This is a genomic window from Rhodopila globiformis (assembly GCF_002937115.1).
Classification (GTDB): Bacteria; Pseudomonadota; Alphaproteobacteria; order Acetobacterales; family Acetobacteraceae; genus Rhodopila; species Rhodopila globiformis.
The window spans coordinates 25,778-51,571 of the sequence record NZ_NHRY01000266.1; the positions used below are offsets into that span (position 1 = coordinate 25,778).

The 25,794-nt window shown below is 65.9% G+C and carries 28 protein-coding genes; 15 read left to right on the plus strand and 13 right to left on the minus strand.

Features of this window, described 5'->3' with window-relative positions:
- Positions 1-147: 147 nt before the first annotated feature.
- The 3 genes from CCS01_RS29350 to CCS01_RS29360 form a co-directional block, all read right to left on the minus strand.
- Positions 148-618 carry a hypothetical protein gene (locus CCS01_RS29350; RefSeq protein ID WP_104522321.1) on the minus strand — a complete coding sequence of 157 codons (471 nt, stop codon included), beginning with the start codon at positions 616-618 and terminating at the stop codon, positions 148-150.
- Between the two features lie 669 nt (positions 619-1,287).
- Entirely contained in the window at positions 1,288-2,421 is a 1,134-nt protein-coding gene (locus CCS01_RS29355; protein WP_104522322.1) for a branched-chain amino acid ABC transporter substrate-binding protein, read from the minus strand.
- A gap of 310 nt (positions 2,422-2,731) precedes the next feature.
- Entirely contained in the window at positions 2,732-3,148 is a 417-nt protein-coding gene (locus CCS01_RS29360; RefSeq protein ID WP_104522323.1) for a hypothetical protein, read from the minus strand.
- A gap of 325 nt (positions 3,149-3,473) precedes the next feature.
- Here CCS01_RS29360 and CCS01_RS29365 point away from each other — a divergent pair, with 325 nt between their 5' ends.
- The 3 genes from CCS01_RS29365 to CCS01_RS29375 all read left to right on the plus strand — a co-directional run bounded on the left by CCS01_RS29365 (position 3,474) and on the right by CCS01_RS29375 (position 5,942).
- The gene (locus CCS01_RS29365) at positions 3,474-4,718 is read left to right on the plus strand and encodes a Zn-dependent hydrolase (RefSeq protein ID WP_104522324.1); all 1,245 of its coding nucleotides are present in this window, start codon (positions 3,474-3,476) and stop codon (positions 4,716-4,718) included.
- 583 nt (positions 4,719-5,301) lie between these two features.
- Positions 5,302-5,751: a DUF4258 domain-containing protein gene (locus CCS01_RS35560; RefSeq protein WP_239992452.1), complete on the plus strand. Its 450-nt coding sequence runs from the start codon at positions 5,302-5,304 to the stop codon at positions 5,749-5,751.
- Positions 5,748-5,942: a DUF2283 domain-containing protein gene (locus CCS01_RS29375; RefSeq protein ID WP_104522326.1), complete on the plus strand. Its 195-nt coding sequence runs from the start codon at positions 5,748-5,750 to the stop codon at positions 5,940-5,942. Before CCS01_RS35560 ends, CCS01_RS29375 begins: the two co-directional genes overlap by 4 nt.
- A 34-nt stretch (positions 5,943-5,976) precedes the next feature.
- On the opposite strand, the gene CCS01_RS29380 is transcribed toward CCS01_RS29375, so the two are convergent.
- Entirely contained in the window at positions 5,977-6,525 is a 549-nt protein-coding gene (locus CCS01_RS29380) for a carboxymuconolactone decarboxylase family protein (protein ID WP_104522327.1), read from the minus strand.
- Positions 6,526-6,643: 118 nt separating this feature from the next.
- Between CCS01_RS29380 and CCS01_RS29385 the strand changes: the two genes are divergently transcribed.
- Positions 6,644-7,138: a L,D-transpeptidase family protein gene (locus CCS01_RS29385; protein ID WP_104522328.1), complete on the plus strand. Its 495-nt coding sequence runs from the start codon at positions 6,644-6,646 to the stop codon at positions 7,136-7,138.
- Here CCS01_RS29385 and CCS01_RS29390 read toward each other — a convergent pair.
- The gene (locus tag CCS01_RS29390; protein ID WP_104522329.1) at positions 7,125-8,150 is read right to left on the minus strand and encodes a Gfo/Idh/MocA family protein; all 1,026 of its coding nucleotides are present in this window, start codon (positions 8,148-8,150) and stop codon (positions 7,125-7,127) included. The genes CCS01_RS29385 and CCS01_RS29390 overlap by 14 nt on opposite strands.
- A 92-nt stretch (positions 8,151-8,242) precedes the next feature.
- Between CCS01_RS29390 and CCS01_RS29395 the strand changes: the two genes are divergently transcribed.
- The 3 genes from CCS01_RS29395 to CCS01_RS29405 all read left to right on the plus strand — a co-directional run bounded on the left by CCS01_RS29395 (position 8,243) and on the right by CCS01_RS29405 (position 10,891).
- Positions 8,243-8,989, plus strand: coding sequence for an SDR family oxidoreductase (locus CCS01_RS29395; RefSeq protein WP_104522330.1), 747 nt, complete (start codon positions 8,243-8,245; stop codon positions 8,987-8,989).
- Positions 8,990-9,066: 77 nt separating this feature from the next.
- Entirely contained in the window at positions 9,067-10,620 is a 1,554-nt protein-coding gene (locus tag CCS01_RS29400) for a carboxylesterase/lipase family protein (RefSeq protein WP_204848468.1), read from the plus strand.
- Positions 10,621-10,681: 61 nt separating this feature from the next.
- Positions 10,682-10,891: a hypothetical protein gene (locus tag CCS01_RS29405; RefSeq protein WP_104522332.1), complete on the plus strand. Its 210-nt coding sequence runs from the start codon at positions 10,682-10,684 to the stop codon at positions 10,889-10,891.
- 435 nt (positions 10,892-11,326) lie between these two features.
- Here CCS01_RS29405 and CCS01_RS29410 read toward each other — a convergent pair whose 3' ends face one another.
- Genes CCS01_RS29410 through CCS01_RS29420 form a run of 3 tightly spaced genes read right to left on the minus strand, consistent with a single transcriptional unit; the run spans position 11,327 to position 13,908 of the window.
- The gene (locus CCS01_RS29410; protein WP_104522333.1) at positions 11,327-12,409 is read right to left on the minus strand and encodes a zinc-binding dehydrogenase; all 1,083 of its coding nucleotides are present in this window, start codon (positions 12,407-12,409) and stop codon (positions 11,327-11,329) included.
- Between the two features lie 21 nt (positions 12,410-12,430).
- Positions 12,431-13,228: a S49 family peptidase gene (locus CCS01_RS29415; protein ID WP_104522334.1), complete on the minus strand. Its 798-nt coding sequence runs from the start codon at positions 13,226-13,228 to the stop codon at positions 12,431-12,433.
- Positions 13,225-13,908 (minus strand): GNAT family N-acetyltransferase, encoded by a 684-nt coding sequence (locus CCS01_RS29420; RefSeq protein WP_239992453.1) that lies wholly within the window; start codon positions 13,906-13,908, stop codon positions 13,225-13,227. The genes CCS01_RS29415 and CCS01_RS29420 overlap by 4 nt, the downstream gene beginning before the upstream one ends.
- Before the next feature lie 109 nt (positions 13,909-14,017).
- On the opposite strand from CCS01_RS29420, the gene CCS01_RS29425 reads away from it, so the two are divergent.
- A complete protein-coding gene (locus CCS01_RS29425; protein ID WP_104522336.1) occupies positions 14,018-14,545 on the plus strand; it encodes a CHRD domain-containing protein in 528 nt (175 codons plus the stop codon).
- Between the two features lie 193 nt (positions 14,546-14,738).
- On the opposite strand, the gene flgH is transcribed toward CCS01_RS29425, so the two are convergent.
- From flgH to CCS01_RS29445, 4 genes are read right to left on the minus strand one after another with little or no spacing between them, the layout of a single operon-like run.
- Complete coding sequence (flgH, locus tag CCS01_RS29430) at positions 14,739-15,470, minus strand: flagellar basal body L-ring protein FlgH (RefSeq protein ID WP_104522337.1); 732 nt, start codon at positions 15,468-15,470, stop codon at positions 14,739-14,741.
- A complete protein-coding gene (gene flgA, locus CCS01_RS29435) occupies positions 15,467-16,414 on the minus strand; it encodes a flagellar basal body P-ring formation chaperone FlgA (protein WP_104522338.1) in 948 nt (315 codons plus the stop codon). Before flgA ends, flgH begins: the two co-directional genes overlap by 4 nt.
- A 4-nt stretch (positions 16,415-16,418) precedes the next feature.
- Positions 16,419-17,204, minus strand: a complete 786-nt coding sequence (gene flgG, locus CCS01_RS29440; RefSeq protein WP_104522339.1) for a flagellar basal-body rod protein FlgG — start codon at positions 17,202-17,204, stop codon at positions 16,419-16,421.
- 34 nt (positions 17,205-17,238) lie between these two features.
- Positions 17,239-17,979: a flagellar hook-basal body complex protein gene (locus CCS01_RS29445; protein ID WP_146102022.1), complete on the minus strand. Its 741-nt coding sequence runs from the start codon at positions 17,977-17,979 to the stop codon at positions 17,239-17,241.
- Between the two features lie 204 nt (positions 17,980-18,183).
- Between CCS01_RS29445 and CCS01_RS29450 the strand changes: the two genes are divergently transcribed.
- From CCS01_RS29450 to CCS01_RS29475, 6 genes are all read left to right on the plus strand, one after another.
- The gene (locus CCS01_RS29450) at positions 18,184-18,684 is read left to right on the plus strand and encodes a flagellar basal body-associated FliL family protein (protein WP_104522341.1); all 501 of its coding nucleotides are present in this window, start codon (positions 18,184-18,186) and stop codon (positions 18,682-18,684) included.
- Positions 18,681-19,745, plus strand: coding sequence for a flagellar motor switch protein FliM (fliM, locus tag CCS01_RS29455; protein WP_104522342.1), 1,065 nt, complete (start codon positions 18,681-18,683; stop codon positions 19,743-19,745). The genes CCS01_RS29450 and fliM overlap by 4 nt, the downstream gene beginning before the upstream one ends.
- A gap of 783 nt (positions 19,746-20,528) precedes the next feature.
- Positions 20,529-20,933 carry a DUF6468 domain-containing protein gene (locus CCS01_RS29460; protein WP_104522343.1) on the plus strand — a complete coding sequence of 135 codons (405 nt, stop codon included), beginning with the start codon at positions 20,529-20,531 and terminating at the stop codon, positions 20,931-20,933.
- On the plus strand, positions 20,930-21,652 hold the full coding sequence (locus tag CCS01_RS29465; RefSeq protein WP_104522344.1) for a MotE family protein: 723 nt from the start codon (positions 20,930-20,932) through the stop codon (positions 21,650-21,652). Before CCS01_RS29460 ends, CCS01_RS29465 begins: the two co-directional genes overlap by 4 nt.
- Positions 21,653-21,679: 27 nt before the next feature.
- Positions 21,680-22,066 carry a chemotaxis response regulator CheY gene (locus CCS01_RS29470; protein ID WP_104522345.1) on the plus strand — a complete coding sequence of 129 codons (387 nt, stop codon included), beginning with the start codon at positions 21,680-21,682 and terminating at the stop codon, positions 22,064-22,066.
- Positions 22,059-22,718 (plus strand): protein phosphatase CheZ, encoded by a 660-nt coding sequence (locus CCS01_RS29475; protein WP_104522346.1) that lies wholly within the window; start codon positions 22,059-22,061, stop codon positions 22,716-22,718. The genes CCS01_RS29470 and CCS01_RS29475 overlap by 8 nt, the downstream gene beginning before the upstream one ends.
- Positions 22,719-22,732: 14 nt before the next feature.
- Here the strand turns inward: CCS01_RS29475 and CCS01_RS29480 are convergent, their stop codons facing one another.
- Positions 22,733-23,206: a hypothetical protein gene (locus CCS01_RS29480; RefSeq protein WP_146102024.1), complete on the minus strand. Its 474-nt coding sequence runs from the start codon at positions 23,204-23,206 to the stop codon at positions 22,733-22,735.
- An 18-nt stretch (positions 23,207-23,224) separates the two neighbouring features.
- Here CCS01_RS29480 and CCS01_RS29485 point away from each other — a divergent pair, with 18 nt between their 5' ends.
- Complete coding sequence (locus CCS01_RS29485) at positions 23,225-25,738, plus strand: hypothetical protein (protein WP_146102025.1); 2,514 nt, start codon at positions 23,225-23,227, stop codon at positions 25,736-25,738.
- Positions 25,739-25,794: the final 56 nt, after the last annotated feature.

The window sequence follows — 25,794 nt, forward strand, 5'->3', positions numbered from 1 at the left end:
GTGCCTCTATTTTAGCGCCTATGGGCCTGCGCCCGCCATGACGATGAACACGCGACGTCGTCCCGTCCCAACCGAGCTGCGGTCTGCTGTATTTCGAAAGACTGGTGGTTGAGCTTCGCCTCTCGCCGATTTATTCGCGTGCCAGGCTTACTCGACCCGGAAAGTCGCATGGCAGGCCTGGCACCGGGCCGAGATCTCCCCGAGTTTGCCGGAAACAACCTTCCAGTTTTCGGCGCTGGGGGGTACCGAGGCCGCTTCGGCCGCAGTGGCGAATTCGCCGGCGGCACGATGCATGGCCAAGCCCATTTCACGGAATTTGATTGGCAGATAGCGGCCAAACCCCTTGCCGGCGCCGACCTCCAGCTTATCGCGGGCGACCTGGGCCGCGTGCTGGAAATTGCCACTGGCAACAGCGGTAATGACGTCATTGAGTGCAGCCATGTGGTGGCTCATGTGGTCAAGAAATTCGGCGCGCATATCGGGCGGCATCTTGATCACGGTGCGCTCGTTCGTGGCACCGGCAGGTTGCGCGTCTGCAGCCCTGGCCGGTTGGAGTCCGGCAAACGCGAGAAGGCTGCCCAGCGCGAGAACCACGGCGGGGTGTGCACTCATAGCCATCAGGTGGATCCTTGTCTGCGGTGGATTGCAGTGCCTGGACAGCCAGGCTGGAGGGCCAGGCCCGATCTAACGGACAACTCGATCTGTAGCAGAAGTGACTGCAGGCGTCAAAGAGAACGCTACAGTTATAACAGATTGATTGGTTTGGCTTTCTCTCGGCCATATCGGTATTGCGACTCCCCCGCTGGGAGGCAGCATTACGAAAGTTGATCATTCCATGATCAACCGCGGCAGGAAGCTTGTTCCCAATCGGTTGCGATCGGGATGCGGCGCCCGCCCGTGAATTCCCGGGCGGAGTGGTGATGCCAGCGGCCCGAAGAGATGCCTGCCATACGCACGGGGTTGGCAGGGCGCCCGCGCGCAACCGATAATACCAACCGCCCGAAATTCTGACACGTCGGCACAGACGATCCCACCCGGCATGGCCAGCGCAGGCCGCATTGGCGTTAGAATAACGTGGAATGGGGCAGGCAGCCTCTTCCCGTCATGGCGGCCGAAGGGCCACCATCCACGCTGTTCTGCGCTGATTTCAGCACAAGGCGTGGATGCCGGGCCTGCGCCCGGCATGACGATGAGAGGCCGGTGCCGAAGTGTCAGAATTTCGGGCGCTTGGTATAACACTCCAACGGCCCTGCCGAACGAAAGCGGTCGATGGTAGGGCCGCTTTGATTACATCTGCGCGTAGGTGCCGTTCTTCCAGACGAAGAACACATAGCCGCCGCCGGTCGTGTCGCCCTTCTTGTCGAAGCTGATCGGGCCCAGGACGGACGGCCAGTCGCCGCTTGCCTTGAGCGCCGCGGCGACCTTTCTCGGGTTGATGCTCTTGATCTTTTTGGCCGCGTCCGCCCAGACCTGGACCGCGGCGTAGGAATACAGCACGTAGCCTTCCGGATCGACGTTCTTCGCCTTGAACTCCTTCACCACGTCGGCGGCGCTCTTCATCAGGCGCGGGTCGGGCGGAAAGGTCATCAGAGTGCCGGTGCCGGCATCGCCGGCGATGTTCCAGAACTCATTCGTCACCAGCGCATCGCCGCCGACCAGGGTGGCCTTCATACCCTGCTCCTTGGCCTGGCGGATGATCAGGCCGGCCTCGGTATGATAGCCGCCGACATAGATCACGGTCACGCCTGCCAGCTTCAGCCGGCTGACGAGGGAGGAGTAATCCTTTTCACCTGGTGTATAGGCAGTTGCCAGGACCTCCTTGCCACCCTTGGCGTGCAGCGCCTTCATGGTTTCATCCGCCAGGCCCCTGCCGTAGGCGGAGTTGTCGTTCAGGATGGCGATCTTCTCGTCTTTGAAATGAGTCGCCAGGTAGTCGCCGGCGACCTTGCCCTGGTTGTCATCCCGGCCGCAGACGCGGAAGGTGTTCCAGCTTCCCTCGTCGGTGTACTTGGGGTTGGTCGAACCCGGCGAGATCTGCAGGATTCCTTCCTCGGAATAGACCTTGCTGGCCGGGATCGAACTGCCGGAGCAGAAATGCCCGTCCACCATCTTCACGCCCTTGGAGGCAAGCTGGTTGGCGACCGAGACCGCCTGCTTCGGGTCGCACGCGTCGTCGCCGGTATCCAACACAAGCTGCTGGCCCAGCACGCCGCCGGCCTTGTTCAGGTCCGCGACCGCCTGTTCGGCGCCCGCCTTCAGCTGCGCGCCGAACGCCGCGTATTCCCCGGTCATTGGGCCGGCCACGGCAATATGGATCTGCGCGCTCGCGGGCATGGCCGCGCCGCCCAGCAGGATGGCCAGGGTCGCCACGGCGCCCAGAAGACCGTTGCGACGGCCCGGTAGGATGGATCTGTTCAGCATTTGAGCATCTCCGTCGTGTCACGAGGCCGCAGAGTCGGAACGCGGCGTGGAAGCGTAGCCTCCGGCCGGGGAAAGCGCCAGAATCGATATGAGTCGGCAAGGGTCAGGACATGCGTCGATCCGGTCCAACAAAGCCGCGCCTGCCTCGCAACGCTGGCTGTCGGCAGCAGGCGCGCATGGAAAACGACGGCGCCATGGTCAGCAGGTATTTCGCCTGCGGCCAGGGCAGGCCCCGGGTGCCGCAGGTGCGGGCGGTGTGCAGCACCAGGGCGGTGCCCTCGGCGCGGGATCCGGCCGGGCGCTGTCGTCGTCAGCGGACGTAGACACGGACCTGGCTGGCGGCCAGGTCCGGGTCGGTGCGCAGGCCCAGATGGATGCGGGACGCCGGCACGTGGTCGCGCATGATGGCGCGCATGACGTCGGTGGCGCGCTCCTGCCCCAGCGAGGCGTCGCTTGTATCCTTCAGGACCGAGATGACGTCGTACTGCACCTCCGGATCGCGGGACTCGGCGGCGCGCACCGCGGCATGCAGAAGCTGCGCGTAGTCGGGCGACGGGATGGTGTAGTCGATGGTGACCAGCGCGGTCCGCCGGTCGATCACCACGGGCGGCGGCGGGGGAGCCGGCTGCGCCTTGGCCTCGGGCGACGGGGCAAAGGTGCGCTGGTCGATCAGCGTACAGCCGGTGAAGCTCAGCAGGGCGAGAACAACGGGGACAAGGCGGGTCACTGCCGATACTCCAGGGCATCACGGTCAAGTTGGCGTTTGATACTGTCCAAATGCCGCCAGGGCCAGTCCCGTCCGCTTTCGCGCCGCATATTGCACGGTTGCCGCGGCGGACATGCGTAGGAGCAGGATCAGGCGGCGCCCCATGTGCATCAGGAAAAGCCCGCTCGCAAAGCAATGTCGTTCCCCATCGTCATCGCCCGGCGGCGGGGCAGGCGGCGCGGGCCTCCCGAACCTCGGATCGGCCAAGGTCGCCGGGGCGGTTGATCGTCGGGAATGTCATCCGGCGCAGGCTTGCGGGAAGCCGGGGCCTGGGCAAGATGCCCGCATGGCACAGACGAACCAACGCATCGACGGCAGGCGCCTCTGGGACAGCCTGATGAGCTTCGCGGAGATCGGCGCCACCCCCAAGGGTGGCGTGCGCCGCCTGACCCTCAGCGAAACCGACAAGCGCGGGCGGGACAGGTTCCGGGCGGAGTGCGAGGCGCTCGGCCTGACAGTGCGGGTGGATGCCATCGGCAACATGTTCGCCCGCCGCCCGGGGCGCGATCCCAACCGGGCGCCCGTGCTGTTCGGCAGCCACCTCGACAGCCAGCCGAGCGGCGGAAAATTCGACGGCGCGCTGGGGGTGCTGGGCGGGCTGGAGGTGATGCGCAGCCTGAACGACCTGGGCATCGTCACCGAGGCGCCGCTGGAGCTGATCAACTGGACGGACGAGGAAGGCTCCCGCTTCGGCCACAGCCTGATGGGCTCGGGCGTGTGGTCGGGGATCTTCACGCTCGACAAGGCCTGTGCGCTGACGGACGTCGAAGGCACGACGGTCGGCAGCGCGCTGGATGCCATCGGCTACCGCGGCACCGAGCCGGCGAAGCCGTTCCGGGCGGATGCCTATTTCGAGCTGCACATCGAGCAGGGGCCGATCCTGGAGCGGGAAGACAAGCCGATCGGCATTGTCACCGGGGCGCAGGCGATGGTCTGGTACGACGCGGTGACCATCGGCCGGGACAGCCACGCCGGCACGACGCCGCCCTCGGCGCGCAAGGACGCCCTGGTCTGCGCGGCCCGGATCATCGACCTCGTGGACCGGATGATGCGGGCGCGCGGCGAGGATGGGCGCGGCACGGTCGGGCAGTTGCTGGTCTCCCCCAACAGCCGCAACGTGGTGCCCGGCGAGGTGCGTTTTTCGGTCGAGTTCCGCCATCCGAGTGACGCCGAGGTCGATAAGCTGGACCAGGAATTCCCGCCGGCGGCGCAGTCGATCGCGGATGCATGCGGGGTGAAGCTGGAATTGACGACGCTGTTCAAGATCCCCGCGCAGCTGTTCGACCCGTCCTGCGTCGATCTGGTGCGGCAGGGCGCGGCGAAACTCGGCTACAGCACGCGGGAGATCGTCTCCGGCGCCGGACATGACGCGGTGTATGTCGCCCGGCACGTGCCGACGGCGATGATCTTCACGCCGTGCAGGGACGGACTGTCGCACAACGAGGAGGAAAGCATCGAGCCGGGGCAGGCGGAGGCCGGGTGCCAGGTGCTGTTCGAGGCGGTGGTGGCGCGGGCGAATCGGAATTTGTAGGAAGCCGGTCGGATGGGATACACGCCAGATCACGGCCCAGCTTGAAGCAGGCGTACCGCCTGGGTAGGTTCTACACCCCTCTCATTCATCGACCCATTATGGAAGAAGGCGCGATCTGAAGTGCACGATCAGAACAAGCTCACAAACGGTTTTTCATCGCACCAGGAGGCAGAGCACCATCGAATGCAATTCAGTCGGCAGATTGAAGTTTTTCACGCAGGCAAATTGCCTCGAGACATCGTGTTTGCACTCGACGAGTCTCACGCCAAGTATGGTATTGGAATGGAATGAGTTTGCCGAGCCTATTTGAATGGATAGTGTTTATCGATCAATGGCTTATCATGATACCTGATAGAGGAACACGGCGCCCACGACTTCCATGGAGGAACGGTCGTTGGAGGATGCCCACGACCCGCGCCTGCCGACAGTCAAGGGTGGAGGTAGTTCCCGGCTCGCTGCGATAAAGGAGGAGCAATTCGAGTAAAACAGGCTCCGCCAGGAGGGTCGCGCCTGACCATGCAGCATTATTCGGCCAGGTTCCGGGACTCGCAGGCTGTCTGGCCATGCAGCCTTTCGAATCTTCTTGACTGCATTCGACCAGTACACCTATCAGGGCTTCGATACCAAACCGGCTTGGGGTTTCGCCGGGCGGCAACTACACCTGACGTTCAGGAGGCTGACGCCCGTGATCCGCATCTCAACCGCCTCAATCCGCCCTCATCGCCAAGCTCAAACCGCCACAGCTTTGGCGCAGGAAAGTGTTGCCAGGGCACATACCTCCTCAACGGCAATGATCCGACTGACCAGACATGCGGCGGAAGCCATCCAAGCGCGGAATATCGCCATTGCGTGGGTAGAGGCGACGCTTCAGACGCCGGATTGGGTTGAAACTGACCCGCGTCATGCCGATCGGATGCGTGCTTATAAAGCCATTACTGATTTCGGCGGCCGGATCCTGCGGGTTGTCTTTCGGCAAGAGGGATCTGATATGATTGTCATTACCGCTCACCCAGATAGAGATGCCCGACCATGATGCGCACGAGTTATGATCCGGAGGCCGATGCGATGTTCGTCTGGTTTGCCCCTGAGGGAACAGCATCCGCGACCACGAAAGAGGTTGCTCCCGGCATACTGCTGGATTTCGATACGGCCGGAAACGTAGTTGGTATAGAAATCCTTGATGTGCGGGAACGTGTTATGGAACAGCGCGACAAGGCAGCGTGACCACCGGCCACGCGCCGGCGGATCCACGTCCGCTTCAAGCAGGCAGCGGGAACTGCTCCAGATACGGCCTGTAGTCCGGCTCCACGTCGATCTGCAGCGTTGCCAGCACCCGGACCACCGCGTTGTAAAAGCCGATGGTCAGCGTCAGGTCCACCACCTGCTCGTTCCCCAGCTCGGCCCGCAGCGCCGCGAATGTCGTCTCGGCCATGGCCCCGTCGGCTGTCATCTCGCGTGCCCCTCTCAGCACGGCCTTGGTCAGCTCGTCGAGGTGCGTCGGCTTGCCGGCCGTGTCGTCGATCAGCGCGTGGATGTCGTCATCGCTGACGCCGAAATCATGGCCGATCTTGACATGGTGCGACCATTCATAGGGCGACCGCGCCAGCCAGCCGACCTGCAGGATGGCCAGTTCCCGCAGCCGCGGATCGAGCTTGCTGCCATAGCGGATGTAGCTGCCCAGGCCGGAGAACGCCCGCGCCGCCTGAGGTGAGTTCACCAGCGCCTTGAACAGCCAGATCGGCCGCTTGAGCAGGTCCTGGTCCTCGGGCGCAAGGTCGGACGATTCCAGATACGGGACTCGGGCCATGGTGTTCCCCCAGATTGTGATGGCACCAGCGTAAGGCCCGCCGCCGGACGCGCAACCGCGGACGCTTGCGCAAAGAGCGATCCGCGGGTCACATCACGTTCCTCTGACGGAGACGTTCATGCGTGCCATTGTTGTTCCTGGCGGCTGGCTGACGATCCATGCGGAAACCTTCCGGGCGGCGCTCGGCCGCGGCGGCGTGCGCGCGGACAAGCACGAGGGCGACGGCGCGACTCCGGTTGGCGTGCTGCCGTTGCGGAAAGTGCTGTACCGGCCCGATCGCGGCCTTGCGCCGCACTGCGCCGTCGCAGTCCAGCTCCTCGCTCCGGATGATGGCTGGTGCGACGATCCCGGGTATCCTGACTACAACCGCCCGGTCCGGCTGCCGATCGGCGCCAGTGCCGAGGCGTTGTGGCGGGAGGACAGGGTGTACGACATCATCGGCGTGCTGGGATGGAACGATTCGCCGGTGCAGCCGGGCCGCGGCTCGGCGATCTTCCTCCACATCGCCCAACCCGACTATGCGCCGACCGAAGGCTGCATCGCGCTGGCGGAACCCGACCTGCGGCGCGTGCTGGCCATGGGGCTGACCGAGATCGTCGTCAGGGACGCCTGACCGGCGCGAATCGTGTTGCCTCCTGCTGGCAGCGCAGCGCCAGCCGGCAGACCGAGAAGGCGCGGCCGTCCTCGGACACCCGGCCGGCCCGGTCGCGGACGTCGTCCAGGAAGTCCCGGTAATAGGTCACCGGCACCCCGCTGCAGTCCTGGTAGCGGGTGCGCTGCCGGTTGGCGACGAACATGTGCTCGCCGCCTGCCCTGCCCTCGATATCCAGGTTCTTGCGCAGTTCCAGCGTGCCGTCGGTGCCGACGAGGAACAGCCGCCCGTCGCCCCAGTCGGGCATCCCGTCCGGCGTGAACCAGTCGAGCCGGATCGAGCCGAGCATCGTGTCGCTGCGCAGGGTGATCGCGGCGAAGTCCTCGAAACCCGGCGGTTCGGTGCCGAAGGCGCCGATGGTGCTGGACAGGATCGTCGCGTCCATCATCGCCCCCTTGGCCTCGGCGAAGGCGAGGAACTGGTCGATCGAGTGCGTGCCGATGTCGTTGATGATGCCGCCGTAGGCCGCACGCTCGAAGAACCAGGCCGGGCGCAGCGCGCGGTTCAGGCGATGCGGCGCCAGGCTGGTCAGGCTGACCAGGCGGCCGATCTCGCCGGACCGGACCACGGCCAGCGCCGCCTGCACCGCCGGCGAGGTCAGCCGGCCCAGACAGATCGACCAGATCCGGCCGGTTTCCCGCACGGCCGCTTCCACGGCGGCAAGCTGATCCGCCGTCGTCACGCCGGGCTTGTCCACCATCACGTCCTTGCCGCGCCGCATCGCCTCGATCGCTAGCGCCGCCCGGTCGCGCGGCACCGCGGCCAGTACGACGAAATCGATCGACGGGTCATCCAGCAGCCGCTCCCGTTCGATCGCCGGCACGTCGGGAAAGCGCTTGCGGAAACCGACCAGCACGCGCGGGTCCGTCGTTTCCGGATCATGCCCGGCGCACGCGGCGCCGGCGGCGAGAAGGCCGGCGGTCATGTCATAGACATGGCGGTGGTCAAGACCGATCGCGGCAAAGCGGGTCATCGGCGTTCCTCCCGGACGCAACCTTGCAGCATCTTTCCCCTGCGGCAACCGCGGTCCAATATGCCGCCGATTCACACGGGGAGAGGAAACCAATGACAGATCGGATCGCCATCATCACCGGAGCCGGCAGCGGGATCGGGCGCGCCTCGGCCCTGGCGCTGCTGGACGGAGGCTGGTCGGTCGCGCTGGTCGGCCGCCGCCAGGACGCGCTGGAGGAGACCGCCGCCCTGGCAACCAGCGACAACTCGCTGGTGGTGCCGACGGACGTCACTGATCCGGCGCAGGTCGACGCCCTGTTCGCCAAGGTGAAATCGACCTTCGGCCGGCTGGACATGCTGTTCAACAACGCCGGCGGCAACGTGCCGCAGACCAATTTCGGCGATTTCACCTTCGAGATGTGGCGCAAGGTCTGCGCGATCAACCTCGACGCCATGTTCCTCTGCGCCAACGCGGCCTTCCGGATGATGCGCGACCAGCAGCCGCGCGGCGGGCGGATCATCAACAACGGCTCGATCTCGGCCCACAACCCGCGGCCGGGGTCCGTCGCCTACACCTCGACCAAGCATGCGGTCACCGGCCTGACCAAGACGATCGCGCTGGACGGGCGGCAATACGACATCTGCTGCGGCCAGATCGACATCGGCAACGCCGCCACGCCGATGACGGCGAAGTCCACCGAGGGCCAGTTGCAGCCGAACGGACAGATCGCGGTGGAGCCGCGGATGGACGTCAACCATGTCGGCCAGCAGGTGGCGTTCATGGCGAACCTGCCGCTGGAATCGAACGTGCAGTTCGTCACCATCATGGCGACGAAGATGCCCTGGATCGGCCGCGGCTGATGCCGGCCGGGCGGCGACGCCTTCTGGGTCTGGCGGCTGCCGCCCTGTCTGCCGGTCCGGTCCTTGGGGCACCGGCGATGAAAGGAAAAAAGCCGGCGCCGCCCCCGAATATCGTTACGGAGACGCATCGCGGCAAGGTGCGCGGCGCGCTCGAGGACGGGATCAAGGTGTTCAAGGGCATTCCCTACGCCGCGAGCACCGCCGGCCTGAACCGCTTCCACCCACCGAAACCGGCGAAGAACTGGACGGGCGTGCGCGACGCGATCGCTTATGGGCCGATGTGTCCGCAGCTTCCCGCCGCGCGCGCCAGCTATGCGGCATCCTGGACGACCGACAAGGAAGCCAGCGAGGATTGCCTTGTGCTGAACGTCTGGACCCCGGCGCTGTACGACCAGCGGAAGCGGCCGGTGATGGTCTGGCTGCACGGCGGCGGGTTTTCCGCCGGCTCCGGGTCGCGCAACGTGTACGACGGCACACGCCTGTGCCAGCGCGGCGATGTCGTGGTGGTGACGGTCAATCACCGGCTGAACGTGTTCGGCTTCCTGTACCTGGGACGGCTCGGCAGCAGCGAGTATGCGGAGTCGGGCAATGCCGGCATGCTCGACCTGATTGCCGCCTTGCACTGGGTGCACGAGAACATCATGGCGTTCGGCGGCGACCCCGCCAACGTCACGATCTTCGGCCAGTCGGGCGGCGGCGCGAAGGTCAGCACGCTGCTCGCCATGCCGCAGGCGCGCGGGCTGTTCCACAAGGCGATCGTGCAGAGCGGCTCGCACCTGGAGGGGCTGACGCCGGCCGAGGCGACGAAACATGCGCTGGCGTTCCTGTCGGCGGTGGATGTGAAGCCAACGGAATTGCAACGCCTGGCGCGGCTGCCGCCGGACAAGCTGGTGGCCGGCCTGAAGACGGTGATGCAGGCGCCCGGCCCGAAGCCGAACTACAGCCCGGTGGTCGATGGCATCGTGCTGCCGAAGGGACCGTGGCAGCCGGACGCGCCGGCCGTGTCGGCCGCGATCCCGATGATCGTAGGCACCACGGGAACCGAGACGACAACGCTGCTGGCATCGCATGCGCCCGAGGATTTCCACATGGATGAGGCGACGCTGACCAGGCGCCTCGGCGCGTGGATACCGGAGAAGGAAATCCCCGTGATTGTGGCCGGATTCCGCCGCATCATGCCGTCCGCCTCGCCGTCCGGCCTGTATTTTGCCATCACCGCCGATCGGCGCGTGCGGCAGCAGGCCTGGGCGCAGGCGGAGCGCAAGGCGGCCCAGGGTGGGGCGCCGGTCTGGCTATATGAGCTGGACTGGAAGACGCCGGTCGATGGCGGCAAATGGGGATCGCCGCATTTGCTCGATGTGCCCCTGGTCTTCGACAATGTCGCCAGATCGGCGTCACTGGTGGGAACCGGGCCGGAACCACAGATTCTGGCTGACCAGATGAGCGCCACCTGGATTGCCTTCGCCAGAAACGGGAGTCCCGACAACGGCGCCATTCCGAAATGGCCGCCGTTTTCATCCGCCACCCGCGCAACGATGGTGTTCGACCGGGAGTCCCGGGTGATGGATGATTTCCGCGGCGATGAGCGGAGGCTGCTGGCATCGCTGCCGCTGGTGAAGGTGGTCCGATGACGGGTGGCTTGAACCGCTGCGAGACCCGATGCGTTACCATGCCGTAGACCGGGAGGGTGATATGGATCGAATCAAGGTTCTGAATGAAACGTTATGGCCGAAGGTGCCGAAGGACGTAATTGCGGAAGCCGAGCATGCGGCGAAGCTGGATACGGTGTGGATCGCGTTGCAGGGAAACGGGCATATCGTCGCGATGGATGGGCCCGGTGATCCGGATGTCGCGACCGGTGATGTCACGTTCATTGCGGAGGTTGCACCCAGTCAGGACTGAACTCCGCCGCGTGCGTGCTGATCGACGGTGGCGTGTCGTGGCACTGGTTGTCACAGCTCCCATGCACATGAGCGCCAAGGGCCCGTCCGAGCAAGGTCGTCTCCCCATCGTCATAGCCGGGCGTGCCCCCATATGTAGCAGGATAAGACGGCGGCTGAAGGAGGATTTGGTGCCGCGGCCGTTCTCTCACCGTCATGGCCGGGCGTGTCCCGGCCATCCACCCCCCCGCCGTCGAAGCGCGGATGGCCGGGACTGCCGCCCGGCCATGACGGTGAGGGAGAAGCCCTTGCTCCGCCATGCCGGTTATCCTGCTACATATGGGGACACGCCCGGCCATGACGATGGGGAGAAGCCCTTGCTCCGCCAGTTCGCTCATTCTGACACGCATGGGGCGTGTCCCGGCCGTGCCGGAGAGAGAACGACGGCGACTTCCCCTTACTGCCAGGGATCAACCAGCACTTTGGCGTGACGTTCCGGATTCGCCAGGTCCGCGAAGGCATTGTCCACCCCCTCCAGCCCGACCGTCCCGGTGATCAGCGGCGTCACGTCCACCCTGCCCTCGGCGATATGGTGCAGGCTCTCGGCAAACTCCTGCGGCGTGTAGGCGAGCACGAACTGGACATTCAGCTGCTTGACGATGCCGAAGAACGGCTCGAACCGGTCGGTTTCCATGCAGACGCCCACAACGACGACCCGGGCCGACGGGGGCGCGCCCTCGATGATCTGCTGAATCACGCCGGGCACACCGACGCATTCAAAAATCACCGCCGGACGCAGCTTCGGGCTGAGCCCGAACAACTGGGCGTAGCGGCCGCCGTCATAGCCCTCGGGCTTCGCCGCCTGCAGCCAGGTTTCATAGGGCGAGTTCTGCGCGGGGTCGATGACGATATCGGCGCCCATCTTCAGCGCCAGGGCGCGCCGCGTGGGTGAAAAATCGGCGGCGATGATGGGATGGATGTTCCGGATCGCCAGCCCGGCGATCACCGCCAGCCCGACCGGGCCGCAGCCGACGACCAGAGGCACGTCCTCCGCCGTCAGCCGCGCGTGCTGCACGGCGTGCCAGCCGACCGCTATCGGCTCGGTCAGCGCGGCGCTGGACGCCGGCAGGCCGTTCGGCACGGCCAACACAAGCCGATCGGCCAGCGGCATGTATTGCGCGAACCCACCGGCAATGTCGTTGGAGTAGCCGATCCCCTGCACCGTTTCGCCGGCGAGCGTCATCGGCATCGAGCAGACCAGCGTGCCGGGCGCGAGGCGCGGCGGCGTGCGCGGCCCGTACTCCACCACCTCACAGCAGAATTCGTGTCCGAAGACCACGTCCCGGTCCGCATCCATCGACCAGCGGTTGCCGGCGCGCTGTGCCAAATTCACAAACTGATGCGTGTGTTTGGCGGCGTGCAGATCCGATCCGCAGATCCCGCAGGCGACCGTACGTACCAGCACCTGTCCTTCCACCGGCTTCGGATCCGGGAGCGTATCGACGACGATCGAGCCTTTCCGGAATACCGCAGCACGCATGTGTCTCCTCCTGTGTGTCTTTTAGCGCAGCGTGATCCGCCAGCTCCGATCTTCCAGCGCATCCAGCAGCGCGTCCAGGGTCAGGCGCGGCAGGCGCCCCAGCAGCCGCGACCGTTTCGGCGCGATCCGGCGCGGACGCGCGCGGTCGCCGCCAAGCTGGCGCACCAGATCGTCCACCGTCGAGAACCCGTCGATCAGGCCGAGTTCCAGCGCCTGCTCGCCAAGCATGAAGCCGCCGTCGAACAGGGTGTCGTCATCCGCCTTCAGGCGCGCGCCACGCCGACTGCGCACCCAGTCCTTGAAGCGGACGTGCAGCTTCTCCATCAGATCCTTGACGAAGGCGACATCCTCGGGCTTTTCCGGACTGAACGGATCGAGCCGCACCTTGTTGCGGCCGGCGGTGTAGATCCGGCGCTCGATGCCGAACCGGTGCAGCAGGCCGGGAAAGCCGAAGCCGCCGCCGACGACGCCGATGGAGCCGACGATGCTCATGGGGCTGGCGTGGATCTCGTCGCCCGCGCAGGCGAGCCAGTAGCCGCCGGACGCCCCCATCTCCCGAATCACCGCATGAACGCGCACTCCGGTGCGTTCGGCGTGGGAGCGGATCATGCCGGCGATCAGCTCGGACTGCACCGGCGATCCGCCGGGGCTTTCGATGTCGAGGATGACTGGCCGGCGGCCCGCCGAAGCAAAGGCTTTTTCGATCAGCGGCCGGGCCGAGTCGGCATTCAGCATCCCCGGCCGAGGCGCGATGATGCCGTGCAGGATGATCACGTTCAGGCGAGGCCGGCGCCACGGCAGCAGGCTGGTTCCGATCATGCGCGCTGGCTCCGCAGGTCCGCCAGGCCGCGCAGGGCCGTGCCGTCGGCGGCGAAGTTGGAGGGATCGAGCCAGGCCAGCAGCGCGTCGCGGCAGGGCGGCCACTCCTCCCCGACAAGACTGTACCAGTCGGTGTCGCGCTGGCGTCCTTTGACGATCATGTGCATCCGGTGTCGTCCTTCATAGGTGAAGCCCAAACGTTCGGCCGCGCGTTTGGATGGCGCATTCAACGCATTGCATTTCCATACCATGCGGCGGTAGCCCAGGTCGTCCGCGGCCAGCTTCAGCAACAGGAACATGGCCTCGGTCGCGGCGCGCGTGCGCTGCAGGCCGGGGCTGAACCAGATGTTGCCGATCTCGATCGATGCGTTCTTCGGCTGGATGTCCATCAGCGCGAGCCAGCCTGCCACCACGCCTGTGGTGACGGGACGCACCGCCCACAGCATCGGGTCATGGGTCGCGGCGAGGTCCATGACCTGCCGCGCCATGGCCTCGGCGGAGGCGAACGGACCAGCTCCGAGGTAGGTCCAGGTTTCGTCCGCGCCCTGGGCGGACCGCCAGAGTTCCGCGGCATGGCGCCGGTGCAAAGGCTCAAGCGAAGCGTACTGCCCGCGGATCGGAACGCGCGCGGGCAGCGGACGCGGTGTCGGATCGACCTTCGGGCCAATCGGCAAAGGCATGACAGATTCCTTCATTTCGTGGGATACCGTGACTTCAGTGACGGCTGCGGACAAGCCGTCATTGCTCCGGCTTCGCGGCCGGTGTTCCCTTTTCATACGGGAGACCACCATGCTTCTGAGAGTTGTTCTGGCGGCCGCGGTTGCGGCGGCCTTCGTCGCGTCCGCCTCCGCCGCGACGATGAGCTACACGGCTACCCTGTCTGGCCGCAACGAGGTGCCGAAGGTGCAAACCAAGGGATCGGGCAAACTCGAAGCCACGGTCGATTCGGCAACGAAGGAACTGAAGTACACACTGACTTTTGAAGGCCTGAGCGGCCCTGTCACCGGTGCTCATTTTCATGGCCCGGCGACGCGCCGGCAGACCGCCGGTGTGATCGCGCCCATCGACGGCTCGAATCCCGCAAGTCCCGTCAGCGGTTCGATCACCCTGACCGAGCAGCAGCTCAAGGAGCTGCGGTCCGGCAGGATCTACGTCAACATCCATACCGCCGCTCATCCGGGCGGCGAGATCCGTGGCCAGGTCGTACACGTCAGAACCAGGAAGTCGAGAGCGGCCGCACCGGCGCCGGCCGCTGCCGCGCCGACCGAGATGGCGCCGGCTACCGAAGCACCGGCCGCGACCGCTCCGGCGAGGTAAGCTTCGCCGGCACGCTGCCTCCGTTCCATGTTCCTGCCGAACCGTTGGGGGGAGGCAGCGTGTGCCTCGCCACGACCTGTGGCTTCCCGGGTTTCGTTGTCAAAAGCCGGAATCGAGGTCAGGTCCACCCCTGCGCCGGGGTCAGCCGGACCAGCGGTCATTCTTCCGGCACTGCAATCAGAGCCGGGACATTCTAGAACGGCATCAAAATATCCAGCATCTGCTCGCCCCAGCGGGCACGCTGCAGATCCGTCAATTGCCCTCGACCGCCATAGGAAATGCGCGCTTCCGCCATGCGATCGTGCGTCACCGTGTTGTCGGATGCGATGTCCTGCGGGCGGACGACCCCGGTAATCCGAAGATCCCGCAATTCACCGTTGACCATGAATTCCTGATGGGCGGCGACGACAAGGTTGCCGTTGGGCAGGACCTGCGTGACGACGCCTGCCAGCCGCAGCGTCACCGCCTCCGTGCGCTGGATCTGGCCGGTCCCGGTGTTGTTGTTGGCGCTGCTCGCGGAGACCAGGCTCGACGCCGTGACCGTTTTCGGGATCATGGCCTCGAGTCCGAAGAAATTCGGCAATCCGGCGGACTCGGTGCTGGTCCGGTTGGCGGACGTGACGTTCTTCAGGTTGGCGGCATCGTTCATGTTGACCACCACCGTGACGATATCGCCCACCTGCGCGGCGCGCTGGTCCTTGAAGAAGGCGCGTGACCCGGACCGCCAGAGCGCGTTCGGCTCGTTCGGCGTGGGCTCCCGCCTGGGCATCGGCATGGAGACCGGGCGCCATGACGGGTCCTTGGTGGGGTCCGCCGTCGGCGTCATCGCCGGATCCCGCCCGACCTCGGACAGGCGGGTGAGAAGGCCGCAACCGCTCAGCAGCATGACGGAAAGGACGCAGGGAAGAAGCCGCCGGATGTTCATTGCAGGGCCGCATTCCGGCTGCTCAGCCTGGCCGGCTGGATGATCACGCTCACCTGGTCGGGGGCGGTCACCTGGGCCGTGACCGCTGCGCTCGAGCTCTTCGGCTGCACGCGGATAATGTCGCCGGCCGCGCCGGCCTCCAGCGCCACCGCCTGGCTCGAAATGAACAGGTCGGCCGCCTGCAGTTCCAGGCGAACGACCCCGCCGCGTTGAACCAGCACAGGCCGGACCAGATCCTCCAGGCGGATCGGCATGCCGGCGGCAACCGGTCGGCGAAGCTGCATGCCGACAATCCTGTCGATCGAACGGGCAATTTCATACTGCAGCAAGGTCTTCCTGATCCGCCCCATCCTGAGATCGCCGGCACGGATGACCGTCTCCGGCAGCAGGCGGGTGGCGCAGACCGGCGCCTCGACCACTTCTGCAACGCGGCCACTGAGCGGCATTTGCACCCGGTTCATCGCCTTCCCGGTCACCACCAGCATTGCCGAAAAGCGACCGGTGTTGCTGTCGAGGTCGAGTTGCGACACCGTCGGGACAGGCGTTGCCTCGGCAGGAATGACCGGCGGCACGAAATCCGGCATGTCGATATCGAACTCGCCCGCCTCGCCGGTCGCCTTTATCTCAGCCCGCAGCGCGTCCAGGACAATGTCTTTCGACAGTGGCTGGCCGGGCCACTCCAGCACGGCGCGATCCCCTTCGGAGATCGAGCGCCAGTGAACGTCATACTGGCGCGCAATCGCATCCAGTTGCGGCGCCTGGACCACGATCCGTCCGCCCGGCGCCGGTCCCGGTCCCAGCAGCCGATCGGCATAGCGCCCGGCGTTGTCGAACAGATCGCGGAGATAGACGTTGGGACCGTGCAGCGTCGTCATGGTCCGCAAGGATGCCGCGTGCGCCTCGATCGACAGCGCCACGGCGAACAATGCCGCCAGGAAGCGCATCGGATTACCGCAGATTGGTCAGGGTGGACAGCATCTCGTCGCTGGTGGTGATCACCTTGCTGTTCATCTCATAGGCGCGCTGGGCGGTGATCAGGTTGGTGATCTCGGTCACCACGTTGACGTTGGAGGTCTCGACGAACCCCTGCATGACCGAGCCGAAGCCCGGCGAACCAGGGTTGCCGGTGACCGGCGAGCCCGAGGCCGCGGTCTGCATGAACAGGTTCCCGCCCTGCGCGTCGAGACCGGCTTCATTGGGAAACACCGCAAGCTGAAGCTGCCCGATGGTCTGCGGCGCCGTCTGGCCGGCAATCGTCGCCTGCACCTGGCCGGAGGTATTGATCGTCACCCCGGTTGCCCCCGTGGGAATCTGCAGCCCGGGCTGAACCGTATAGCCGTCCGCCGTGACGATCGTGCCGTCTGCCCCGAGCGCGAAGGTTCCGTCCCGCGTATAGGCTGTCTGGCCACTGGGCAACGTAATCTGGAAGTAACCATTGCCCTGGATCGCCAGGTCCAGGGAGTTGGAGGTTTGCTGCAGGTTGCCCTGCTCGTTGATCCGGTAGATGGCCGCCGTCTTGACCCCGAGCCCGACCTGGGCGCCGGACGGCACGATCGTCCCGCTGTCGGAACTGTCAGAGCCGACGCGGCGCAGGTTCTGGTAGATCAGGTCCTGGAATTCAGCCCGCGAGCGCTTGAAGCCCGTGGTGGTCATGTTGGCCATGTTGTTGGAAATGACTTCGACATTGGTCTGCTGGGCCTGCATCCCGGTGCCGGCGATATCGAGCGAACGCATGCATCAACCTCCTGTTGATCCAAAAATGCCGGCCTTACGAACCCGGCGGCAGCAGCTTGTCGATCATGGTCTGCTGGCGGTCGCTTTCCGCCTGGACAAGCTGCGTGACGAACTCGAACTCACGCAGGTCGTTCGTCATCCGCGTGACCTCCATCACCGGCTGGACATTGGAGTCCTCGACCGCGCCCTGCACGATGCCGGGCGACGCGACCGGAGAGGTCGGGCTGTCGGACACGAAGTTGGTTGCTCCCTCGGCCCGCATCTTCATCGGATCGTTCGGCCGCACGACGCCGATCTTGCCGACCGGTCCGTTTTCCGAGCTGATGGAGCCGTCACTGGCGATGGTGATCCGCGTATCCGTCGGCGAAAGCCGGATCGGCTTGCCGGCGACATCGAGCACGGGATTGCCCCTGCCGTCCGCCAGCATGCCGTTCGGCATTGGTCCGAACCGCCCGTCGCGGGTCAGCCGTGGACCGGCCTTGGTATTGACGGTGAAGTAGCCGTCGCTGCTCAGCGCAAGGTCGAAGGGGTTGCCGGTGTGTGTGATCGTGCCCGGCTGCTGCTCCCGCCAGGTTGCGCGGTCCTGGGTATAGGCGACGGTGCGGTCGCCCGGCACGGTTGACCCGGACGGCTGGCGGTCGATCCAGGCGCTGAACTGGACGCGCTCGGCCCGGAAGCCCGGCGTACTGGCGTTGGCCAGGTTGTTCGCGGTGACGTCCATCGCGCGTTGCTGCGCGACCAGCCGTGAGGCAGCGAGTGCGGTCGTGATGTCCATACGCGCGTCGTCCGCAAGCGCCGTGCCAGAGCCGCGGCGGCCGGAAACGCGCGCCAATCCGCGGGCCGCAGCGTGCGGTTCAGCAGCGGATGCCGCTTTGACCCGGCAAATCCTGCCGCCCGGCACAATAGACCCGTCCTGGGTGATCCGACACCGGAATGTCCGTCAACCATTCGTTAACGGTTGTCTGGCATCCTGTCCTGCATGAGTGCCCCGGAAGAGCCCGCCGCGGAAGATGTCGCCGAACAGCCCAAACAGGCGTCCGGCAAGCGCAAGCTGATCCTGATCGCCATTCCGGTTGTCCTGGTCCTGGCCCTCGCTGGCCTGTGGTTCAGCGGCGTCCTGCCGCACCTGCTTGGCATGGACAAGCCGAAGGCGCATGTGGAGGAGCCGCCTCCTCCGCCGACCTATGTCGATGTGCCGGAAATGGTTGCCAACCTGAACAGCGGCACGCATCGCGCGAGCTACATCAAGGTCGTTGTGCGGGTGGAAGTGCCAAAGCCCGATGACGTCGCCAAGGTCAAGGCAGTGATGCCGCGGCTGCAGGACCTCATGCAGACCTATCTCCGGGAGATGCGGCCGGACGAACTGCGCGGCTCGGCCGGAACCTACCGGCTGCGCGAGGAACTGCTGGCCCGCGCCAACGTCGCGGTGGCGCCGGCCAGGATCAGCGATGTCCTGTTCACCCAGATGATCATCCAATGAGCGATACGCCCCAGCAGTCCGACGAGGATCTTGCCGCCGCCTGGGGCGCGGAGACCGGCACCGAGCCTGCGGTGGACAGCGCCCAGGCCGCGCGCGTGCTGAACCAGGCGGAAATCGACAGCCTGCTTGGCTTCGACAACGGCCCGGCTTCCGGCGAAGACCGGACGGGCATGCAGAAGATCATCCAGTCCGGCCTCGTCTCCTACGAGCGCCTGCCGATGCTGGAGATCGTATTCGACCGGCTGGTCCGCATCATGTCCACCAGCCTGCGCAACTTCACCTCGGACAACGTCGAAGTCGGCATCGACAACATCATCTCGCTGCGGTTCGGCGACTACCTGAACTCGATCCCGCTGCCGGCCATGCTGGCGGTGTTCAAGGCCGAGGAGTGGGACAACCAGGGCCTGATGGTCATCGATTCAGCGATGATCTACTCGATCGTCGACGTGCTGCTGGGCGGCCGGCGCGGCACCGCCGCCATGCGGATCGAGGGCCGCCCCTATACCACGATCGAGCGCACGCTGGTCGAGCGGCTGATCCAGGTGGTGCTGACCGACCTGTCCACCAGCTTCGATCCGCTCTGTCCGGTGACCTTCCGGTTCGAGCGGCTGGAGGTCAATCCACGCTTCGCCACGATCAGCCGCCTGTCGAACGCGGCCATCCTGGCGCGACTGCGCATCGACATGGAGGATCGCGGCGGCCGCGTGGAACTGCTGCTGCCATACGCGACGCTCGAACCCGTGCGCGAACTGCTGCTGCAGCAGTTCATGGGCGAAAAATTCGGCCGCGATTCGATCTGGGAAACCCATCTCGCCGAGCAGCTCTGGAACACCGAAGTCGAGCTGTCTGTCGTGCTGGATGAGCATGTCATGCGTTTGTCTGACGTGATTGCCTTGAAGCCGGGTCATCAGCTTCTGCTCAATACTGTCCCGGGCGGGATCGTGACCGTCCGGTGCGGCTCGATCGCCTTGTTCGAGGGCCGGGTCGGCCAGAAGAACAACCACGTCGCGGTCAAGATCGAGAACGAGCTGTCCCGCGCGCACCAGCCGGATCGCGGCTAGTACCGGCCGCCGAAGACACCGCCGCCATTCCCTCAACCCTTGCAACGAGCGGCACTGTGGTCCCGGACGTGTCAAGGCAGCGGCGGAGCCTGGATTGGCGACCGATTTTTAACACGGAGTTGGCCAGCCGGCGGCTCCGGCGCCGCGATGGCGGAAAATGGGCGAGACCCGTTCTCTCACCGTCATGGCCGGGCGTGTCCCGGCCATCCACCCCCGCCGCCTGTGCGCAGATGGCCGGGACACACCCGGCCATGACGATAGGGAGACGACCTGGCTCCGCCCTGCCATTGGCGCCTGCGGGTCCGCAATTTCATAGGAGAACCCGAAGGACCACCGAGGACCACGAAGGGTGTGAACGAGTCAGCCAATGACACGGCGCAGGCCGTGCGAAAGGTACAAAGCATAAATCGCCTCGAACAGGCCAGCCGCTGCTGCGATGCGCTTTGATCGCCAGTTCAGGGATGCGGCGTGTCCGGTCCCGCATAGCCAGCATGGTCCGGTCTCCGTGGCGCTTCGTGCGCCCTCCGTCTTCTCCGTGTTGAAAATCAAGGAAGAATGAGCAAGCACGGACGGTTCCGCGGGAGGCACTGCCACCGCCCGCCCCGGCTTCAGTCCCCATCCTCGCCGATGGTGGCCGGGACAAAAGCCGGAGTGCCTTCTGTCCCATCCAATGGGGGTCGGCATTTCCGGCGGGCCGTACCGGGCAAGAAAAGATGCGGACACGCCGGCACGCTCACCATTTGTTAACGTTTGCCTGCCACAGTCGTGGACATGGAATGGGCTTTGGAACTTGTCCTGGTCGGGTTGCTGGTCGTGACGTTGTTTCACGCGATCAGGCTCGAGCGCGCCCTGGTCAGGCTGAGACGCGACCGGGCCTCGCTCGAGAAGCTGGTGACGGGCTTTGCGGCCAGTACCCAGCAGGCGGAAAGCGGCATCCAGCGGCTCCGTTCCGCGGCCGACGGTGCCGGGCGGCAGCTGGAGACCCAGTTCGCGAAGTCCGTTTCGCTCAAGGATGATCTTGCATTCCTGACAGAACGCGGAGACCGCCTCGCCGATCGGCTGGAGGCATTGGTGCGGGAAGCGCGGCCGTTGGCGCAAAAGCCCGCCAGAGGCGATGACCCAGCGCCACCAGCCAGCCACAGCCAGGTCGAGCGGGACATTCTCCAGGCATTGCGGATGGCCCGATGATGCTGAAGATTCCTGCCCCACGCCTGCTGCCGATGACCATCACGACGCTTGCGGCGCTGCTGCTGGTCAAGAGCGGCGACATTCTGGAAGCGGCGTTGACCGCGGATCACCGGCCCGACCGGGCGATGATGGCGATTGCCAGCGCGGTGGGAGCGGAAACGGACAGCGCCAAAGGCGCCGCCAGGCCGACGGCCGGGCCCGCGGCGGACCAGACCCCGTCTCCCCAGGCTGCGGCACCGGCAGATCCGCCGATCAGCGAGAGCGAGAAGGCCATTCTGCTGGACCTGCGGCAGCGGCGGAAGGAACTGGACGCGCGGGCCGAAGCGCTGGCGGAACGGGAATCCGTCCTGGCGGCGGCAGAAGCGAAGGTCGCAGCGCGTGTCGCTGAACTGCAAGCGCTGCAGAAGCAACTGGAAGGCCTGGACGCCGCCCAGAAGCAGAAGGAGGACGCCGGCTGGCAAGGCCTCGTCAAGCTGTACGAAGCGATGAAGCCAAGGGACGCGGCGGTGATCTTCAATGACCTGTCGATGCCGGTGCTGCTCCAGGTGGTCGACCGGATGAAGGACGCCAAGGCGGCAGCCATCATGGCGGCCATGGCCCCGGAAAGGGCGCGTGAGGTGACCGCGGAACTGGCTCAGATGCGAACCGGTCGAAACAATGCCGCAGATGGCGCGGAGCCGGCGCCCGGTTCCGCCGGCGAAAAGGCTTCGGGTGGCTGAAGGCGACTGCGAGAGGAGAAAGCGAAAATGGCAATCGACAAGTCCATGAACGTGCTGATCGTGGACGACTACAAGACCATGTTGCGGATCATCCGCAACCTGCTGAAGCAGATCGAATTCAACAATGTCGAGGAAGCGACGGACGGCGCGGAAGCGCTGTCGAAGCTGCGCGGCGGCAATTTCGGCCTGGTGATCAGCGACTGGAACATGCAGCCGATGACGGGCCTGCAACTGCTGCAGGAAGTCCGGGCCGACAACCGCCTGAAGGCCATGCCGTTCATCATGATCACGGCGGAAAGCAAGGCCGAGAACGTCGTCGCGGCCAAGGCGGCCGGCGTGTCGAACTACATCGTCAAGCCGTTCAACGCCGAAACGCTGAAGGACAAGATCGAGAAAGTGCTCAGCCATGCCTGATCCCACCGACGACACGGGCCAAGCCAGGATCGAAGCGCTGAAGGCGAGGCTGGCCGCGATCCGGGCACAGCAGCCTGAAGTCGAGCCGGAAATGTTTACGGAGGTAGTGCGCGCCGTGTTGACGACGATCAGTGACGACCTGACGGTGAAGGAAGCAAAGCTGCTGCGGGAAGTCGAGGAGCTCGGGCGCACCATCGCAACCGCAAAGGCGGAAATCGCGACACTGCGGGTGGACGACATCACGGATCGCGATATCCCGTTCGCCACGGACGAGCTGGATGCCATCGTGGATCATACCGCCCAGGCGACGCATTCGATCCTGGAGAGCTGTGAGACGCTCGACGAGGTGTCGGCGACCATCAGCGGCGATCCAGCGGCGAAGCTCCAGACTGCGACGACCCGCATCTACGAGGCGTGCAGCTTCCAGGACATTACCGGGCAGCGCATTACCAAGGTCGTAACGACCCTCAAGACCATCGAAGCCAAGGTCGCGCAGATCATCAGCACGTTCGGCTCGTCCACCGAGGGACTGGAGCGCGAGGCGCACAAACCTGCCACGCCGGCCGAGCCCGATCTCCTGAACGGGCCACAGCTTCCAGCTCACGCCATGGATCAGTCGGACATCGACAAGCTGATGGCCAGCTTTGAATGAGACTGCGAGGGCCGTTACGAGGCCATGTGGCCGCCGCGATGCTTGCTGTCCTGGCGGCAGCCTCCGGCGGACCTGCCGCAATGGCGCAGCCGGACGCCATAACCATGATCCGGGCCGGCGATCATCCCGGTTTCGGCCGCATCGTTATCGACACGGATGCCAGGGCGGCTTACCGCATCGACCAGGCCGGTGACCGTGTTGTCGTCCGCTTCCTTTCGCCCGTCGCCCTCGGCAGGCCGCCGCCGCCGCCGCGAAACGTGGTCTCGATCAGAACCGGGGACCAGGCTATCGAGCTGACCATCCGAAGCGGCTGCACGATCCGGCCGGGCCGCATCGGGGATCGTTTTGTGATCGATGTGATGGGACCTGGCCACGCACAGGCCGCCAGGCATGCGCATAAGGGCCACGGTGGATCCGCCCCTGGGAAAGCCCCCGGGAACACCCCCGGGAACGCCCCCGGGAACGCCCCCGGGAACGCCGAGGAACATCCACCTGTATTCTCGTCCATGACCAGATCCCCGGAACTGGGCGGGCGCCAGGTCGCGCAGGCAGCGCTGGCGCCGCCGGTTGCCAAGGACCAGCCAAGCGGCCCAACGGCCGGCTCCACAGGCACTACGCCTGTGCAGACACCCCCGCAGGTGCCGGCGGCGCCACCTGCGCCCGAACCGGCGGCACCCGGAGTGGCGCGGCAGCCGGCAACGGTCCGGGACCCGGCACCCGCAACGGACGCATCGAAACGGCTGGTCGCGCGGCGCGACCAACTGCCCGGAAACCAGGCCGGCTCGGTCATTCTGCTGCCGTTCAGCACCTCAACCGGGGCGGCGGCGTTCCGCGAACAGGATGTCACCTATCTGGTGTTCGATGAACGGCAGCCGATCGACCTGGCCGAACTGAAAGGTGATCCGGTCTTCGGGCAGGCCTTCGCGCAGCCTCTTGCCGCCGGCACCCTGATCGGGTTGCCGCACTCTTCCTCTGTCTCGGTTGGACTGTCGGCGACGCCGCAGGGATGGCGGGTTGCCGCGCTGACGGTCCCCGCCAGACCGCAATCCATTCCCGCCGTCAACGTGGCAGGACACCTGAATTTTCCGGCTGGACAGGCGAGCGACGTCGTCAGCATGGCGGACCCGGTGACAGGCGCCACCTTGCTCGTCGGCACACAACGCCGCGCCGGACAAGCAGTCGTGAATTTCCGCCGGACGACCGAGTTCATCCTGCGGCCAACCTTGCAGGGCGTTGTGATCGAGCCGCTGTCAGACAGGCTGGTGCTGAAGACCACGCCGGGCGGGTTCAGCCTGGAGACCGACTCAGGCGGCCTCGCGCTGTCCTCGCCCGAAAGCGGGGCGGACGGGCCGGCGGATGCGGACAACCTGACCCGGCGCCTGCGCTTCTCGATGATGCCGCCGGACGCTTTGCTGCGGCAGCTGGACGAGCAGACATTCAATGCGGCCATGGCCCCGCCAATGGCACGCGGGCCGAAACGGCGGACCGCGGCCGAAACCATGATGTCCCTGGGTATGGAAGCCGAGGCGCAGGGAGTGCTGCAGGTCGCGGCCGATCAGGACCCGCGTGAGGCGGCATCGGCTGACACCGAGGCCCTGACCGCAATCGCCGCATTGCTGGCCGGGCGACCTGACGAGGCCCAGGGGCTGGACGACCCGCGGCTGACCGGAACGGACGAAATCGCCTTGTGGCGCGCGGTACGGCAGGCCATGCAGGATCCCGGCTCGCCCGCCGCGGCGTCGGTCTTTGCCTCGACCGCGCCTCTGGCACTGCAATATCCGCCGGCCATCCGGGACCGTATCCTGCCGCTGATCCTGGAGACGATGCTTAAGGGCGGCGAGGTCGCCGCGGCGGCGCGCCTGCTCGACCTGCGGCCGGATGACCCCAAGCTGGCCTATGCCCGGGCTCTGCGGGTGCAGGCTGAAGGTGACACGGATCGTGCCCTGGCCATGCTCGACGCGCTGGCCAACGGTCCTGACCAGTTCGACCATGCCCGCGCCGCGATACGGGCCGTGGAGCTGCGCCTGGCGGCGCACAGGATCGACACGGCGCACGCCGCCGATGCGCTGGACAAGCTGCTTTATGCCTGGCGGGGCGGTGAGCGGGAACTGAACCTGCGGGAACGGATTGCGGACCTGCGCGGACAGTCCGGCGCCTGGCGCGAGGGGCTGGCCATGCTGCGGCAGGCCGAGACGGATTTCCCGGACCAGGCGGCCGCTGTGCATCAGCGGCTGAAGGACATGTTCGCCGGCATGATACGGGATCCGGCGTCGCAGAAGATGAATGCGCTCGATTTTGTCGCCATGCTGGACGAGAACGCCGATCTGATGGCCGACCCGAAGGATCAGGAGGCCCTCGCCGAGCCCCTGGCCGATCGGCTGCTGGCACTGGATCTGCCGGAACGCGCGAAGCCGCTGCTGGAAAAGTTGATGCAATCGGCGAAGTCGGATGTCGCGAAGGCGCGCGTGGGTGCCAGGCTTGCGGCGCTGGAAGCGCGGCAGAACGACGATGCCGGTGTCCTGACGACACTCGATGCATCCGAGGGTAGCAATCTGCCGCCGGATCTGGTCGAGCAGCGTGCCGTGCTACGCGCCAACGCCGTGGCACGACAGGGTAACCCGAGCGGTGCGGCGGCGATCCTGGCCGACATGAAAACGCCGAAGGCAACCGCCGCACGGGCGCAAATTCTGGAAAACGCCAAGGACTGGGCCGACGCCGAGCAGGCCTGGCTGGCGTACGCCGCGCTGGCGGTGCCGCCGGAGGGCGCGCTCGACGAAGCCGCGACACGCACGCTGCTGCGCCTGGCGACCGCGACCGAGCGGGGCGGGGATGAGCCCGGACTCACGGCGCTGCGCGAGAAGTACGCGAGCCGGGTCGGCGCCGGACCGCTGGGCGACATGTTCCGCCTGCTGACCGCCGAGCCGATCCGGACAGAGGGCGACATCGGACGGTCGAAGCGGGAGGTGAACCTGGCCGCGTCGCTGCCGGAGAAATTAAAAGCGCTGCAAGGCGGCCCCTGACACGCTGACATATGACACATGACATCAGGGTGTTGCGTGGCCGCTATGCGGAATAA